The organism is Flavivirga aquatica, assembly GCF_001747085.1.
Classification (GTDB): domain Bacteria; phylum Bacteroidota; class Bacteroidia; order Flavobacteriales; family Flavobacteriaceae; genus Algibacter_C; species Algibacter_C aquatica.
Genome location: NZ_MDJD01000034.1, coordinates 170,900 through 186,145, shown reverse-complemented (window position 1 = coordinate 186,145; position 15,246 = coordinate 170,900). Strand labels below are relative to the sequence as shown.

Genomic DNA, 15,246 nt, shown 5'->3' with positions numbered 1-15,246 from the left:
ACAATTCATTGTAATTACTAGCTTTAATTAAATTCACTAAATCTTATTTATTTTAAAACAAGTGACCATTATATAATTTTATTTTATATAAAATTAATAAATACACTTTTTTATGTTACAGCTTAAAAATATCATCTCCATAACAGAGTTAAAACAAAGAATTAGTATGTCTAGCCAAACATATCATAAGTTTTATGTTACTTAACTATAATAATTACACCTATAGATGCAAAATATATTTAGGTTATATTTCAAAAATCAACAAAAACAAATATGGATAAGAATTGTTATTCTAGGTAATACTTGTTGATTTATAAATTCTTTACTTTTATAATCTAACCCCCTTGAATCATCAGAGAAGTCTTAATTGATTTCTCTTTTAAATTGATTTCTCTTTTAAATGAAGAAACTTTTTTCTATCTTCATCTACTATAATTGCATCAATATCTTTTTGAATCACAAATTCAACCAAGTGAATTTCATAGGGTTTATATGTTTTTTAATAATAGTGTCATTATTAGGTCTAGTTCTTAATAAAAACTTTTCATTATATTTCAAAATTATTGGTATTACACCATGTTTTCAAATTCATGAAAAACAGCTTCTTTTCCTTCAAAGACATAAATTAGTTCTGTGATTTAAATCATGCTTAGACTTTATTTAATACGCATTTTTTAGACCTTCCAGAAAAAGCGTTCTTTTACTTTAGACTGTGCTCCTATTTTTTTATAAAAAGAGATAGCATTTTCATTAAAATCTGGTGTTTGCCATTGTATAATTTCACAATTTTCAGATTTAGCATAGTCTTTTATTTTTTGCATAATTAGAACACCTATCCCTTTGCCTCTAGTTTCTTCCTTTAAAAATAGACAGTCCAAATAAATATAAAAACTGGCGTCCCAAGTAGAAAATTGCTTTATATATGTTGCATAACCTACAATGTTTTGATTTAGCTCTACAACCAAACAATTAACATTATTAGAGGTATTAAAAAGGTGTTGAGATAATAATTCAAATTTATTTTTTGGGCTATACTTTGCTTTTTCATAAGCAGCATGGAGTTCACATAACTGTACAATTTGCTCTAAATCTTTTTCTTTAATATCTCTAATAATCATAATTTAAATTTTAACAAGTACATTTAAAAATAGCTCCTTTTGTAGCATTTGTTCCTTCTGTAGCATAGCCATCTAACTTCCACCATTCAATACCTCCTATAAGTTCTTTTACTTTAAAACCTAATTTTGTCATTTTTAACGCACCTTTAGTTGATCCATTACACCCTATACCATCACAATAACAAACATAGGTTTTTGTTTTATCAAGGTCTTTCGTGTTTTCCTTTGTCATTTCCCTATGTGGTAAATTAATAGCTGTTGGAATATGTTCTTTTTTAAAACCAAATACTTGTCTGGTATCAATAGCTATAAACTCTGTACTATTTTCAAATGCATCATATAAATCTGAAGGATCCATTTCGTAAGTTAATTTGTTTTCGTAAAATTCAATTTGTTGTTTCATAATTATTTGATTTTTAATTCATCACAAATCTAAAATTCATATTAAAATAATCGTGATTTTAAAGTTGAGTAGTTTTAATCGATTATTGAAAAAATTTCAAATACAACTAAATAACATTGTTGTAACTTTGGTATCTATGGAAATCAAGTATTTTAAATTGATAAAAACGATTACTGAAGAAGGCAATCTAGCCAATTCTTCCGAAAGGCTATTTTTAACGCAATCTGCACTAAGTCATCAATTAAAAGAATTAGAAGAACAACTTGGCTTTAAAGTGTTCCATAGAACTAGAAATAAATGGCAATTAACTGAGGAAGGTACCGAGTTATATAAAATCGGAAATGATATTCTTGAAAATATTGAGCAAGGTTTTAAAAATATTAAACGCATTCAAACTGGATCTGTTGGGCATATTAAGGTAAGTACCGAGTGTTATTCTTTTTATCAAGGTTTGCCAAGTTTTATTCAAAAAATAGGATTATTGTATCCAGAAATTAATGTAGATATAATTTTAGAAGCGACGCACCAGCCTATTTCCAAAATTTTGTCGAATGATATCGATATTGCCATAGTAACCTCAAAGCCTGAAAACAAATTATTATCTAGTATTGAAGTCTTTCAAGATGAAATTTTTGCTATTATACATAAAGAAAATCCATTAAATAAGTTTAAATATGTTGATGCTGGTCACTTTTCTAATATGCATTTAATTATTCATTCTTTTCCATTAGAAACAGTATCTGTTTACGAACAGTTTTTAAAACCCAATAAAATAACGCCTCTTAAAATTTCTGCTGTTCCACTTACTGAGGTTACTTTAGAAATGGTTCATGCTAACCTAGGCATTATGTGCTTACCAAAATGGGCTCTAAAATCGTTTAAAATTTCTGATGATATCATATTTAAACCTATTGGAGTCAATGGCTTAAAAAGAAGTCATTTTTTAGTTTATAGAACAGCCGATGCTTCAAAAAAATACATTAAAGATTTTGTTTTAAATTTTGAGGAAAGTTTTTCAATTCATAGTACTCAAAAAATCTCCTGATTCAACCCGATTTAAACCTTTTATTTCACGGTTATATACATAGACCGAAGCTTCAATGCTTGAACCGTCTTCTAGAAATGCAATAATCTGCTCTTTTTTGAATAAATGAGGTTTAGGATATTGCTCCCCAATACCTTCATACTCATCTAAAACGTTAAAAACAGTCTCGGCATCTTTTAATTTAAAAATAGATCCATAAACTTTTTCAGAAGACTTATCACTTACTATGGCTCCTGGATACCAAGATACTTGATACAACTTTCCTTTAAAATAACCTTGTCCTATGCATTCAGATTGACTTGCTAGAAATTTAGACATATCGTTATTAGCATCTTTAAGTAAAGTACCGTAAACAAATAAGTAATGAATCATAATTAAACTTTGATAATTGATTATTTCCTTAATGTTTATAAAATATATTTTTATTAACTATAATTGTCATTAGTTCAACGGTATGTCCATCATGATCTTTTGTATATATAGAATGAAAATAATAATGATCTTGAATAATTAATTGATATGCTATTATTTTCCTTATTCATAATTTTAAATCACATACAATAAATAAACTAACACTTTTACTCTAAACTATTTACTAACAGCAATCCAGTCATCAATTTTATTTTCTAACAATTGCAAAGGAATACAACCTGTTTCTAGTACTTGATTATGAAATTCTTTAATATCAAATTTATTACCTAAAGCTGTCTTAGCTCTAGATCTTAATTCTCTAATTTTTAATTGCCCAATTTTATATGATAATGCTTGTCCAGGATTAGCCATATAACGTTCAATTTCTCTTACAATAGTATCTTCTGCTTCAGCTTCATTATCTAGAGAATATTGTATAGCTTCTTCCCTAGTCCATCCCTTTGTGTGAAGTCCAGTATCTACAACCAACCTTATCGCACGATGCATTTCTGCACTTAACATCCCAAAATATTGATAAGGATCTTTATAAAGTCCTAATTCTTTACCCATAGACTCTGTATATAAGGCCCATCCTTCTCCATAGGCACTATACCATAAGGTTTTTCTAAATTCTGGTAATTCTTTGCTTTCTTGTGCTAAAGATATCTGGAAGTGATGCCCAGGAATGGCTTCATGCAAGAACAAATCTTCTTTATCGAAAATATTATACTCTGTTACATAAGGTATTGGTGTATAAAAAATCCCTGGACGGGTGCCATCTAAGGAGCCTTGGCTATAGTTTGCTGCAGCAGATTTCTCTCTAAAAGGTTCTGTTCGTCTAACTTCAAATGGTGTTTTAGGTTGTTTACCAAAAAGCTTATCTATTTGAGGTTTCATAACATTATGAATACTATCGTAAAAAGCAATAACCTGCGAACGTTCTGTAAAAGGCATCAGTTTTTTGTTAGTTCTTACATGATCGAAGAAGGCTTTTAAATCACCTTTAAAACCTACTTCTTTTTTAACAGCTTCCATTTCCCCTAGTATACGAGCAACTTCTTTTAACCCTAAATTATGGATTTCGTCTGCTGTCATTGATGTCGTGGTATATAACTTAATTTGATGATTATAATAAGCATCTCCAAGTGGTGTTGCATTAATACCGCTAGAGGTTCTACCCTTTGGCAAATAATCATTTTTTAAGAAGTTTGCTATATCTTTATGAGCGGGCATAACTTTATTAGCCACCATATTTTTATAGGCTGCTGTTAGCTCTTGTTTTTCTTCTTCTGCAAATGTTTCTGGAATTTGATTTATTGGACTATAATATAAATGGTCTTCTGCTTTTCCTGTTGCTAATGTTTCAAATTGAGGAATCACTTTTACTATTAATGATTTTGGCAAAACTACGCCTTTGCCTATACCTGTTTGCATTTTTTCTTTAGCAGATGTCAACCATACCAAATAGCCATCAATACGAGCTAACCAATCCTTATAATCTTTAACCGTTTTAAACGGTTGCGCATTAGTACCTCCTGCTAATTGATTAAAATCTAGATTTTTAGACCACATTTGATCTATAGGCATTAAGTCTTTATCAAAAACCATAGCCTCAAGATTAATATCGCAATCCCATTTTAAAACAGCCATACTCATTTTTTCTGTAGCTGTAAGTTCAGATTGATCTATTTGGACTAAAGCATTTTTATATTTAGTGTAGTATGCTTTCTTTTTAGCCTTATAATCGTCCGACAAAAAATCGGGGAATTGATCATTAAAACGGCTATCACCAGCATTTGTGGCTTTTATAGGGTTTAATTGAAATCCCTCTTCATTATAATTTACTAGTAATTCATTAAATTTTGCTGCAGAATCTTCCACAACAACTTCTTTAGACTTTGTTTCTTTACAAGATATTAGTAAAAAAACAACAAAACAGGAAGTGATTAGGGTTTTCATAGATCTATATTTTTGAACTCAGTAAATTTAAACAAAAAACCACAATAATATCTCACAAATACCTTTGTAAAACATTATCATGGTTTATAAAATATATTAGTCTACTAATTACAGGTATCTATACCTAATTGAAAGTATACCCTACTGTATGCAATACTTATATAAACTTACTTAAACCCACTTGATTAATAGCTCCATGAGAAGCATGAGCAACTACAACACCATTTTTAATAACTAAAATTTGAGGTGATTCATGCATCACTTGGAATTTATATCCTGCTTCATTAGATACCTCTCTATAATTTAAAAGATCTAAGTAGTATAAATCTAAATCTTTCTCTGTAAGATCGTACGTTTCAACAAATTGATTCATTACCATTCTACTAATTCCACAACGTGTAGAGTGTTTAAAAACAACTTGTGTTTTAGTGCTCGATTTCTTTTGTATTTGATTTAATTGAGAGACCGTATTTAAAGGAATCCAAGGCAATAATTTTTCTTCTTTTTTTTCAGATGTACCTCCAAATATTTTGTTTAATAATCCCATAAATTCTACTTTTTCATTTCCGCAAAAGCGAAAATTTAATTCATAATATATTCAATGCTCTATTTAAGTCGAAACTAATTCTAAATCTTACAAACTGACTAAAAGTCACTAAAACAAAAGGATAACAGGACATTATGTCTTGCAAAACCTATTGGTAAGGTTATTGAATTAATCAGCTTGTAAAAGTAAAATAATAAAAACTATCTGCTTCTGCGGAAACAAAAATATAATCTATGAACCTAAATAATTATACAATAAAATCTCAAGAAGCCATACAGCAAGCACAACAAATTGCTCAAGGCTTTGGACATCAGCAAATTGAAAACGAACATGTTTTTAAAGGCATTTTTGAAGTTGATGAAAACGTATTACCATTTATTTTAAAAAAATTAAATGTTAATATTTCTATAATAAAACAGGCTTTAGATAAACAAATAGAAAGTTTTTCAAAAGTTACTGGAAGTGAATTAATGCTATCTCGAGAAGCAGGGAAAAGTTTAAATGAGGCCTCCATTATTGCTAAGAAAATGAAGGATGATTTTGTATCTATTGAGCATTTAATTTTAGCTATTTTTAAATCTAAAAGTAAAATAGCTCAAATGCTAAAAGACCAAGGTGTTACAGAAAAAACCTTAACTGCTAGTATTCAAGAATTGCGCAAAGGTGAAAATGTAACCTCTCAAAGTCAGGAAGAGACCTACAATGCATTAAACAAATATGCTAAAAACTTAAATCAATTAGCAAAAGATGGCAAATTAGACCCTGTTATTGGTCGTGATGAGGAAATACGAAGAATTCTTCAAATTTTATCGCGTCGAACAAAAAACAATCCCATTTTAGTTGGTGAGCCAGGAACTGGTAAAACTGCTATTGCAGAAGGTTTAGCTCACAGAATTATTGATGGTGATATTCCAGAAAATTTAAAAGATAAACAAATATTTGCACTCGATATGGGTACCCTCATAGCTGGTGCAAAATTTAAAGGCGAATTTGAAGAACGCTTAAAAGCTGTTATTAAAGAAGTAACTACTAGTGATGGTGATATTGTTTTATTTATTGATGAAATACATACACTTGTAGGTGCTGGAGGTGGTCAAGGCGCTATGGATGCTGCAAATATTTTAAAACCTGCTTTAGCTCGTGGAGAACTACGCGCTATTGGTGCGACAACTCTAGATGAATATCAAAAATACTTTGAAAAAGACAAAGCTTTAGAACGTCGTTTCCAGAAAGTAATGGTAGATGAGCCAGATACAGAAAGTGCCATTTCTATTCTTAGGGGTATTAAAGAGAAATACGAAACACACCATAAAGTACGCATAAAAGATGAAGCCATCATAGGAGCAGTAGAACTATCCACAAGGTATATAACAAATAGATATTTACCAGATAAGGCTATTGATTTAATGGATGAAGCTGCCTCTAAACTTCGTATGGAAATTAATTCTAAACCTGAAGAATTAGATGTTCTTGATAGAAAAATTATGCAAATTGAAATTGAAATTGAAGCCATTAAACGTGAGAAAGACGAGACTAAATTAAAAACGCTCCGTTCAGACTTAGCTAATATAAAAGAAGCTAGAAATGAAATAAATGCTAAATGGAAAAGCGAAAAAGAGGTTGTCGATAACATTCAAAATACAAAACAAGCTATTGAAAACTATAAACTGGAAGCTGAGCGTGCAGAACGTGATGGCGATTATGGTAAGGTAGCAGAATTGCGCTATGGGAAAATTAAAAAGGCTCAAGAAACGCTTGAAGCACAGCAAGAAATTCTTTCCAATCAGCAAGAACACGCTTTAATAAAAGAGGAAGTTACCTATGATGATATTGCCGAAGTAGTTGCTAAATGGACTGGAATTCCTGTCACTAAAATGGTGCAAAGTGAGCGTGAAAAACTTTTAAAACTTGAAGAAGAATTGCATAAACGTGTAGTAGGACAAGAAGAAGCTATTATAGCGGTTAGTGATGCTGTTAGAAGAAGTCGTGCAGGCTTACAAAACCCACAAAAACCTATTGGTTCATTCTTATTTTTAGGAACTACTGGTGTTGGAAAAACGGAACTTGCAAAAGCTTTAGCTGAATATTTATTTGATGATGAAAATGCTATGACAAGAATTGATATGAGCGAATATCAAGAACGTCATGCCGTGAGTAGATTGGTTGGTGCGCCTCCAGGATATGTGGGCTATGATGAAGGTGGTCAACTTACAGAATCTGTGAGACGTAAACCCTATTCTGTAGTGCTTTTAGATGAGATTGAAAAAGCACATCCAGATACCTTTAATATTCTATTACAAGTTTTAGATGAAGGCCATTTAACAGATAACAAAGGTCGTGTAGCAGATTTTAAAAACACGATTATTATTATGACCTCCAATATTGGAAGTCATCTTATTCAAGAACGTTTTCAAGCTTCTAAAGATATTGATTCGGCAATTGAAAGTGCTAAAATTGATGTTCTAGGTTTACTTAAACAAAGTGTGCGTCCAGAATTTTTAAATAGAATAGATGATACTATTATGTTTACGCCTTTAAGCAAAGAAAACATTGTAGATATTGTTGGATTACAATTAAAAGGAATTACTAAAATGATTGCACAGCAAGGCATTACTTTTGATGCAACTTCTGAAGCTATTAGTTATTTGGCCGATAAAGGTTATAACCCTGAATATGGAGCAAGACCTGTAAAACGTGTAATTCAAAAAGAAGTATTAAATGCTTTAAGTAAAGAAATTTTAGCTGGTAAAGTGACAACCGATAGTATTATTTTACTAGATTCTTTTAATGATAATTTAGTTTTTAGGAATCAATCTAATTTAGTTAGTGAAAATTTTTAAAAATAATTATAATAAAATGAATTAAATACAGTTTATGTATATGGTTGGTTAGTTGAAAAGCAACATGAATCTTTATTATAAAGGTGATTGTTGCTTTTTTTATTATACAAAAATATACCAAATGGTATATTTTTGTATATTTGTAATATTATGAAAACAAAAGCTGAACTTACTTCACAATATATAATAGAAGTCTCTGCTCCTATATTTAATAAAAACGGGTACGCTGCAACAAGTTTAAATGACATAACAAAGGCTACTGGTTTAACAAAAGGTTCTATTTATGGTAATTTTAAAAATAAAGAAGATTTAGTATATGCAACTTTTAAATATATGGTTGCATCTTTAATGAAACCATTATCTATACATTTAGATAAGAGTAATTCTCCTATTGAAAAATTATTTTTAATAACAGATTTTTATAAAAACTATTATGAGTTTAGTAAACAATTAGGAGGTTGTCCTATCTTAAATATTGGTGTCTATGCTAATAACTGTAATTCAGAATTACTTAATAAAGTAAGAGATACTATTCAACGCATTCAAGACAAACTATGCACAATAATAGAAAACGGTATTGAAGAGGGAGAAATATCATCAGAAATTAATGCCATGCTTTATGCCAAACATATAGATACGATGATACAAGGTGCTATTTTTATGACTTATACTATGAATGATGAATTTTACATGAAAGACACTATGAGTCTAATAAATCAAATAATAAACCGAGAACTTAAAATTTAAAAAAATTTAATCAAAAATATACCAAACGGTATTAAAACAGAGAATTATGGAAGTATTACCAAATGTATTACAAAGCAAAACAAAAATTCGGTTTCAAGACTGCGATCCTTTTAATCATCTTAATAATGGGAGTTATATCAATTATTTTATGAATCATAGAGAAGATGTTTTAATTGAACATTATAATCTTGATATTTATAAAATAGCTAAAAAAATAGGAAAAAGTTGGGTATCTAGCACCAACCAAATAGCTTATTTAAAGCCTGCTTTTCTAACGGAAAATGTTATAATTGAATCTGAATTAATAAACTTTACAAATAGTGAATTATTAGTAGAAATGCGCATGTACGATGAAGACAAGAGTCATTTGAAATCAATTATTTGGTGTGGATTTGTTCATTTTAATCTATTAAAGCAAAAAAGAGAGAATCATACAGAAGATTATATGCAATTATTTCAATCTGTTAAAACCTCTATATTTTTAGATAGCCAAACATTTGAACAACGATTAAGCCTAATAAAAAGTGATTTAATAAAAAATTAACTAAAAAATAAAATAATTTTAACACAAAATTCCATTATTTGTAATAATTACCGCCGTTAATCTAAAAATTGTAAAACAATAAGGTTTTACAGTTTTTTATTTTTAGCTTAGCATTGTTGTGTGCTCCAACCTACACTAAACACATTAAAGATTCAGCTTTATTTTCGATAAGCTACATAACAAAACCTATTTAAAAAATGAATATTTCTGAGTATATTGATTATACGCTCTTGAATCCCACCACAACAGAGCGTGAAATAATCAATCTTTGCCATGATGCGAGAGAAAATAACTTTTATGCTATTTGCATTAATACGTCATATGTTCCCTTAGCAAAACAAATATTAGAAGATACTAACGTTAAAATATGTACTGTAGTAGGGTTTCCTTTTGGAGCCATGTCTACTAAAGCCAAAATATATGAAGCAAAAAATGCAATAAAGGATGGTGCAAATGAAATAGATATGGTTATTAATTTAGGTTACCTAAAAAGTAAAAACTACGTATCTGTTTTAAAAGACATTAGCGATGTAAAACTAGCTATAGGAGAAATTCCTTTAAAAGTTATTATAGAAATTTCTGAATTAAACAAAAATGAGGTTGTAAAAGCTTGTGAAATTTGTTTAGATGCTAAAGCCGATTTTATTAAAACATCTACAGGTTTTTCTAAAAGTGGAGCTACATTTACTGCTGTAAAAATTATAAAGAAAATAGTTAAAGATGCTATGAAAATAAAAGCATCTGGAGGTATTTCAAATTATGATACTGCTCATAAATTTATTGAAGCTGGAGCAGATAGAATTGGTACATCTTCTGCTTTAGATATCGTTAAAGACGATATATTAAGCAAGCTTGAAGCTTAAGCCATTACCTGTAAATTTTTGTGACAATATATTTATACCTGTTTCTTTAACCTGTAAAATTCTGGGGTATCCCCCAGTAGTTTGGCAATCTCTCATTAATATAATAAGTTTTCCAGAAGGTGTTAACTGTACCGTTCCTGGAAGTACTGGAGATGTTATTATTGGTTTTAAAAAATTTATAAATGGTTCTTCTAATTGATAAGCCATTCTATTATTATTTTTAGAAATAGTAAAATTATTAGTGAATAATTTTCGTTGCTGTTCTGTGGAAAGCAAATTAAATTCAGCGCCCTTAAAAACTTCGATACGAGAAGTTTTCAAATACGAACTATTTACTCTTAATATTGCGTTATGGTTTTCTTCTAAACTATTATTAATTTTAATAGCTAAATGATCTCCCTTTCGTAATACAAATTCTTTTGTAATGCCTGCATACATACTTTGGCTATTCATTACAATTTCAGACTGAAAACCTCCCAAAACAGCTAAATAACTTCTAAATCCAGTAATTAACTTCCCAAAACTTAAAATATCTCCTTCAGTTATTTTAATCACTCTATTGTACTTAACTGGTATGTTATTTAGAGTCGGATTCATGTTCGCTCCAGATATACAGATTAATGTATTTGTATTAAACTGTAATGTTGGCCCTGTCATAGTCATTTCTATAACTGCTGCAGATTTAATATTTCCTAATAATACATTTGAAAATGCTGCTGCATGCTTATCCATAACTCCAGAAAAAGGAATACCGTATTGTTGATAGCCTACACGTCCTAAATCTTGTATGGAAGAATAAAAACCGGGGTTTAAAATTTTAATCATCAATCACCTCACTTTCTAATTGATAAACACCTGCTTCAACCAATACTTTTACATCGTAATATGCTTTTAAGGAAACTGGCTGAAATTGAATGCGGTCTCTAGCTCTTGCAAAACAAGGTGTTTCACTATCGATATTAAAAAAATTAATTGGTGAATTTCCTATAATATGCCAACCTCCCGGACTTTCTTTTGGATACACCCCTGTTTGATTTCCTCCAATAGCAACTGCTCCTTTTTCTATTTGTAACCTTGGTGTTGACCTTCTGGGTATAAATAGCTTCTCATTTAAACCACCTAAATATAAAAATCCTGGCAAAAAACCAATAAAATAAACAGTATAAAGGGAGCTGTGGTGATACGTTATAATATCCTCTTTTGATATTTTTTTTTGCTGAGATATAACCTCCAAATCTATACCAAATTGATCATCGTAACATACAGGGATCTTCCATAATCTGGGAGGTTCTCTAGAAATTCGGGTTTTTGATATGTAAATTTTTTTTAATTCAGATAATTTATTTTCAAAATTAAAATGTGCTTCCTCATAATTGACTAACAATGCATTATAAGCTTGTATTATTTCAATTCCTTGATTTAAACCATGCTTTAATATTTTTTCTTTAAAAAGTAAAATATCATCTAAAATAGATACATTAATTAAATCTGGCCATTCTATAAGTATAGAAGATTCGGCATAACGTTTATATATAACATCAAAACCCATTAAAATTAAATAATTTTAATTCCTTTATCTTCAAGTTTATGTCTTAAAGTTTTAAGTAAATTTAAAGTTTCTGGATGATCTCCATGAACGCAATATGTATCAGCTTTTATTGCTATACTTACATTATTTATAGTTTTCACTTTTTGATTCATAATTATATTATAAACATGATTAAACATATCAACTTCATCATCAATTATGGCTTCTTTGTCCTTTCTTGAAACCAACGTTAAATCATCATTATAATTTCTATCAGCAAAAGCTTCATAAATAACTGGAATATTATTTTCTATCGCTACTTGAGCAATAAGAGAATTAAACGGAACATATAGTTTTATAGGTAATACAAAACTTTTTACAATCTCTACAATTACATTTGCAATTTTCTCATCGACCATAGCTAAGTTATAAAGTGCACCATGTGGTTTGATATGGTGCAACCTAGCATTTTCATTATTAAGAACCTTTAGTAAATCATCTACTTGCTGTTTTAATGACGTAAATAAAGCTGCGCATGACATACTCATTTTAACACGTCCAAAATTTTCTTTGTCTGGAAACGATGGATGAGCACCTATTTTTACTCGATTCTGTTTTGCTAGCTTAACGACAGCTTTCATAGTCTCTAAATCTCCTGCATGGCCACCACAAGCAATATTACATGAAGAAATATGAGGCATCAATTGAGATTCATTATTAATACCTTCACCTACATCTGCATTTATATCAATACGTTTATGTATCACTAAAATAAATTTAATTGAAAGACCTTATTTAATGTAGCTACAGATAGCAAGATACTAATTAATAGAATGATAAACCCTAAAATATTCTGTTTAATATTATTTTTATAAACTCCTAAAACTGAAGATTTATTCATAATCCAAATTAAAACCCCAGCTATTACAGGTAATAAAATACCATTTGCTACTTGAGCAAATTTTATAATATCTATAGATTTAATACCTAGAGAAGAACACAAAACACCAAGTAATAAAATAAAAATCCAAACAATTCTAAATTTGTTGGATCGTAAATCATTACTCCAACCCAAACAACCACTAGCTACATATGCTGCAGCTAAAGGAGCTGTAATGGCACTAGTAATTCCTGCAGAAAACAAACCTATTGCTAAAAAATATTTAGAAAAACTTCCAAATAAAGGCTCTAATCCTTTTGCTAAATCTGATGCGTTTGAAATATCTTGGGATTGAATAGAAGCTGCGGAAATTATAATACACATGGACACCAATCCGCCTAAAACCACAGCTATAATCGTATCCTTTCTAGCAAATTTTAAATCGGTAGTATCATGCCATTTCTCTTTCACTAAAGCTGCATGTAAAAATAAATTATACGGTACTACTGTAGTTCCAATAAGCCCAATAACTGTTAGAATACTATCTTTTGGAAATTTAGGTACGAATATACCTTTTATAATATCTGTAACATTCGGCTTTACAATAATAGCTGTTATTAAAAATGCTAAACTCATTAAAATTACCAGCAATACTAAAACTTTCTCTAATACTTTATAATTCCCTATATATAATAGTACAAAAGCTATAACTCCTATTACAATACTAAACGTATTAATAGAAAGTCCATTTATATTAAAATTAGGGTTATTAATAATCGCTTCTAAACCTAAAACACCTCCACTAATATTTCCTGCCTCATAAGCTGCATTTCCTATAACAATAGCGGAAAGAATCAACAAAACGGCAACACCTTTAATTATAGGGTTCTTGATTTCTGTTCTAATAATTTCCGATAAACCTTTTTGAGAAATAATCCCCAAACGAGCGGACATTTCTTGTAATACGATAGTTGCTATTATTGATAATAACATCGCCCAAAGCAATGCATACCCAAAAGTTACACCTGCAAGTGTACAAACTGTAACTGTACCCGGACCTATAAATGCTGCTGCTACTAACGGACCTGGACCTATGTTTTTAAACCATGCTTTTATCATTCTTTTGTAGAATTCAACGCATAAATAGCAAAACTACCTAACCAATGCCCTCCTTCGTAACTATCTCCTACAATACTAGGTAATGAATGATTTATATGATTATTTGCAATAAACCTTAAGTGATTGTATTCTGGTAGCCCTTCTGCTATCTTATTTAAACTCCATGCCCGCGAAAAATTAACACCATCTAAATGAACTAAATGACCATCTGTTCTATCTGATACTTTTCCAGTTTCTAAAGTGAAATTTTTATCTTTTAACTCAGGCAAAAAAGCATCTAACCATGGTTTAAATTCCTCTTTTGATAATAGCCGCTTCATTAAAGCGGCTTCTTCTAAACAAGGGGATAAAAAATCTGTTCCACTTGGCTCCCATGACATTGGACAATTTTCATCTTTTAAAAAGAAAAAAGTAGCTCTTTCTTTAATTGCAGCTTTTAAAGCTTCATGGTTGGTTGTTTGAGCATAATCATAAGCAAAGGATAACCCGAAAGCAGTATTTGTATGAGTTCCTACACGAAGTGGGTAATTTAGCTTTGGTAAAAATGCTATATATTTTTCAATAATTAAATTTGTTAATGGTTGAAGGTTTTCTTCTAATACTCTAGCTACTGGAGTATCCCAAGTATGTATTTCCTCTGCCAGTTTTAATAACCAAGCCCATCCATAAGTCCGTTCGTAAGACTTATTATGTTTTCCATAAAAATATTGAATCTCTGCTTCTATATGTGCTTTAGAAATATTTTTAAGAAGTCGTTGTTTAATCGCTTCTACATTATCAATATTTGGGAAAGACTTTAACAAACTTACTAAACTCCAATGCCCATGAACCGAAGAATGCCAATCGAAACATCCATAAAAAGCCGGATGTAATGTACTTGGTGATTTTAAATCTTCATCTCCTCCAAGGGTTTGCGATAACCTGTTGGGGTATTCGGTATTTATACAATGCAATGGTAATTCTACTAAAGTATTAGCACCTTTTAAATCTAATTTTGGAATGCCATAAATTGGGTTATTATTAGTGTTTAATATTGGCTCCTTTATTATTTTTGTTTTTTGTCCCTCTTTTTTAGAAGTATTACAACTTAATATTAAAGCTGTTATAGAAATTAGTATATATTTTTTCATATTATAAACTTAAGAATTAGTTATATAAATTAAGTAACAAATGATACATTACCATAGTTAATTAATGAGTTTCTTTTAAAAATTTTTTGAATATCCGTAATTACTAATAATT

15 protein-coding genes are annotated in these 15,246 nt (G+C 29.7%); 5 read left to right on the top strand and 10 right to left on the bottom strand.

Translation table 11 applies throughout. The annotated features are described in order from the left end of the window. Nucleotides 1-674: 674 nt before the first annotated feature. Together A8C32_RS07110 and A8C32_RS07105 are read right to left on the bottom strand one after the other, a co-directional pair. Nucleotides 675-1,118 carry a GNAT family N-acetyltransferase gene (locus tag A8C32_RS07110; protein WP_069829751.1) on the bottom strand — a complete coding sequence of 148 codons (444 nt, stop codon included), beginning with the start codon at nucleotides 1,116-1,118 and terminating at the stop codon, nucleotides 675-677. A gap of 10 nt (nucleotides 1,119-1,128) precedes the next feature. Further along, a complete protein-coding gene (locus A8C32_RS07105) occupies nucleotides 1,129-1,521 on the bottom strand; it encodes a rhodanese-like domain-containing protein (protein WP_069829750.1) in 393 nt (130 codons plus the stop codon). An 85-nt stretch (nucleotides 1,522-1,606) separates the two neighbouring features. Here A8C32_RS07105 and A8C32_RS07100 point away from each other — a divergent pair, with 85 nt between their 5' ends. Further along, nucleotides 1,607-2,566: a LysR family transcriptional regulator gene (locus tag A8C32_RS07100; protein WP_240491705.1), complete on the top strand. Its 960-nt coding sequence runs from the start codon at nucleotides 1,607-1,609 to the stop codon at nucleotides 2,564-2,566. Here A8C32_RS07100 and A8C32_RS07095 read toward each other — a convergent pair. From A8C32_RS07095 to ytxJ, 3 genes are all read right to left on the bottom strand, one after another. Further along, nucleotides 2,537-2,938, bottom strand: coding sequence for a gamma-glutamylcyclotransferase family protein (locus tag A8C32_RS07095; RefSeq protein WP_069829749.1), 402 nt, complete (start codon nucleotides 2,936-2,938; stop codon nucleotides 2,537-2,539). The genes A8C32_RS07100 and A8C32_RS07095 overlap by 30 nt on opposite strands. Nucleotides 2,939-3,154: 216 nt before the next feature. Further along, nucleotides 3,155-4,936 (bottom strand): DUF885 domain-containing protein, encoded by a 1,782-nt coding sequence (locus tag A8C32_RS07090; RefSeq protein ID WP_069829748.1) that lies wholly within the window; start codon nucleotides 4,934-4,936, stop codon nucleotides 3,155-3,157. Between the two features lie 157 nt (nucleotides 4,937-5,093). Then, nucleotides 5,094-5,483: a bacillithiol system redox-active protein YtxJ gene (ytxJ, locus tag A8C32_RS07085; RefSeq protein ID WP_069829747.1), complete on the bottom strand. Its 390-nt coding sequence runs from the start codon at nucleotides 5,481-5,483 to the stop codon at nucleotides 5,094-5,096. Nucleotides 5,484-5,716: 233 nt separating this feature from the next. Between ytxJ and clpB the strand changes: the two genes are divergently transcribed. From clpB to deoC, 4 genes are all read left to right on the top strand, one after another. Continuing rightward, the gene (gene clpB / locus A8C32_RS07080) at nucleotides 5,717-8,323 is read left to right on the top strand and encodes an ATP-dependent chaperone ClpB (protein ID WP_069829746.1); all 2,607 of its coding nucleotides are present in this window, start codon (nucleotides 5,717-5,719) and stop codon (nucleotides 8,321-8,323) included. A gap of 150 nt (nucleotides 8,324-8,473) precedes the next feature. Continuing rightward, nucleotides 8,474-9,070 (top strand): TetR/AcrR family transcriptional regulator, encoded by a 597-nt coding sequence (locus A8C32_RS07075; protein WP_069829745.1) that lies wholly within the window; start codon nucleotides 8,474-8,476, stop codon nucleotides 9,068-9,070. 46 nt (nucleotides 9,071-9,116) lie between these two features. Further along, on the top strand, nucleotides 9,117-9,614 hold the full coding sequence (locus tag A8C32_RS07070) for an acyl-CoA thioesterase (protein ID WP_069829744.1): 498 nt from the start codon (nucleotides 9,117-9,119) through the stop codon (nucleotides 9,612-9,614). 197 nt (nucleotides 9,615-9,811) lie between these two features. Then, nucleotides 9,812-10,477: a deoxyribose-phosphate aldolase gene (gene deoC, locus A8C32_RS07065; protein WP_069829743.1), complete on the top strand. Its 666-nt coding sequence runs from the start codon at nucleotides 9,812-9,814 to the stop codon at nucleotides 10,475-10,477. Here the strand turns inward: deoC and A8C32_RS07060 are convergent. The 5 genes from A8C32_RS07060 to A8C32_RS07040 are packed head-to-tail and all read right to left on the bottom strand — an operon-like array spanning nucleotide 10,457 to nucleotide 15,134. Continuing rightward, entirely contained in the window at nucleotides 10,457-11,302 is an 846-nt protein-coding gene (locus tag A8C32_RS07060) for a 5-oxoprolinase subunit C family protein (RefSeq protein ID WP_069829742.1), read from the bottom strand. The genes deoC and A8C32_RS07060 overlap by 21 nt on opposite strands. Beyond that, complete coding sequence (gene pxpB, locus A8C32_RS07055) at nucleotides 11,295-12,026, bottom strand: 5-oxoprolinase subunit PxpB (protein ID WP_069829741.1); 732 nt, start codon at nucleotides 12,024-12,026, stop codon at nucleotides 11,295-11,297. Before pxpB ends, A8C32_RS07060 begins: the two co-directional genes overlap by 8 nt. Before the next feature lie 5 nt (nucleotides 12,027-12,031). Continuing rightward, complete coding sequence (gene pxpA / locus A8C32_RS07050; RefSeq protein ID WP_083253275.1) at nucleotides 12,032-12,772, bottom strand: 5-oxoprolinase subunit PxpA; 741 nt, start codon at nucleotides 12,770-12,772, stop codon at nucleotides 12,032-12,034. Beyond that, nucleotides 12,772-14,004, bottom strand: a complete 1,233-nt coding sequence (locus tag A8C32_RS07045) for an Nramp family divalent metal transporter (protein WP_069829740.1) — start codon at nucleotides 14,002-14,004, stop codon at nucleotides 12,772-12,774. The genes pxpA and A8C32_RS07045 overlap by 1 nt, the downstream gene beginning before the upstream one ends. Then, the gene (locus A8C32_RS07040) at nucleotides 14,001-15,134 is read right to left on the bottom strand and encodes a DUF2891 domain-containing protein (RefSeq protein ID WP_069829739.1); all 1,134 of its coding nucleotides are present in this window, start codon (nucleotides 15,132-15,134) and stop codon (nucleotides 14,001-14,003) included. Before A8C32_RS07040 ends, A8C32_RS07045 begins: the two co-directional genes overlap by 4 nt. Between the last annotated feature and the right edge of the window lie 112 nt (nucleotides 15,135-15,246).

Excerpts from the sequence above, each read along its gene's own strand:
- A8C32_RS07110 (WP_069829751.1), bottom strand. The coding sequence starts at position 1,118 with ATGATTATTAGAGATATTAAAGAAAAAGATTTAGAGCAAATTGTACAG.
- A8C32_RS07105 (WP_069829750.1), bottom strand. The coding sequence starts at position 1,521 with ATGAAACAACAAATTGAATTTTACGAAAACAAATTAACTTACGAAATG.
- A8C32_RS07095 (WP_069829749.1), bottom strand. The coding sequence starts at position 2,938 with ATGATTCATTACTTATTTGTTTACGGTACTTTACTTAAAGATGCTAAT.
- A8C32_RS07090 (WP_069829748.1), bottom strand. The coding sequence starts at position 4,936 with ATGAAAACCCTAATCACTTCCTGTTTTGTTGTTTTTTTACTAATATCT.
- ytxJ (WP_069829747.1), bottom strand. The coding sequence starts at position 5,483 with ATGGGATTATTAAACAAAATATTTGGAGGTACATCTGAAAAAAAAGAA.
- clpB (WP_069829746.1), top strand. The coding sequence starts at position 5,717 with ATGAACCTAAATAATTATACAATAAAATCTCAAGAAGCCATACAGCAA.
- A8C32_RS07075 (WP_069829745.1), top strand. The coding sequence starts at position 8,474 with ATGAAAACAAAAGCTGAACTTACTTCACAATATATAATAGAAGTCTCT.
- A8C32_RS07070 (WP_069829744.1), top strand. The coding sequence starts at position 9,117 with ATGGAAGTATTACCAAATGTATTACAAAGCAAAACAAAAATTCGGTTT.
- deoC (WP_069829743.1), top strand. The coding sequence starts at position 9,812 with ATGAATATTTCTGAGTATATTGATTATACGCTCTTGAATCCCACCACA.
- A8C32_RS07060 (WP_069829742.1), bottom strand. The coding sequence starts at position 11,302 with ATGATTAAAATTTTAAACCCCGGTTTTTATTCTTCCATACAAGATTTA.
- pxpB (WP_069829741.1), bottom strand. The coding sequence starts at position 12,026 with ATGGGTTTTGATGTTATATATAAACGTTATGCCGAATCTTCTATACTT.
- A8C32_RS07045 (WP_069829740.1), bottom strand. The coding sequence starts at position 14,004 with ATGATAAAAGCATGGTTTAAAAACATAGGTCCAGGTCCGTTAGTAGCA.
- A8C32_RS07040 (WP_069829739.1), bottom strand. The coding sequence starts at position 15,134 with ATGAAAAAATATATACTAATTTCTATAACAGCTTTAATATTAAGTTGT.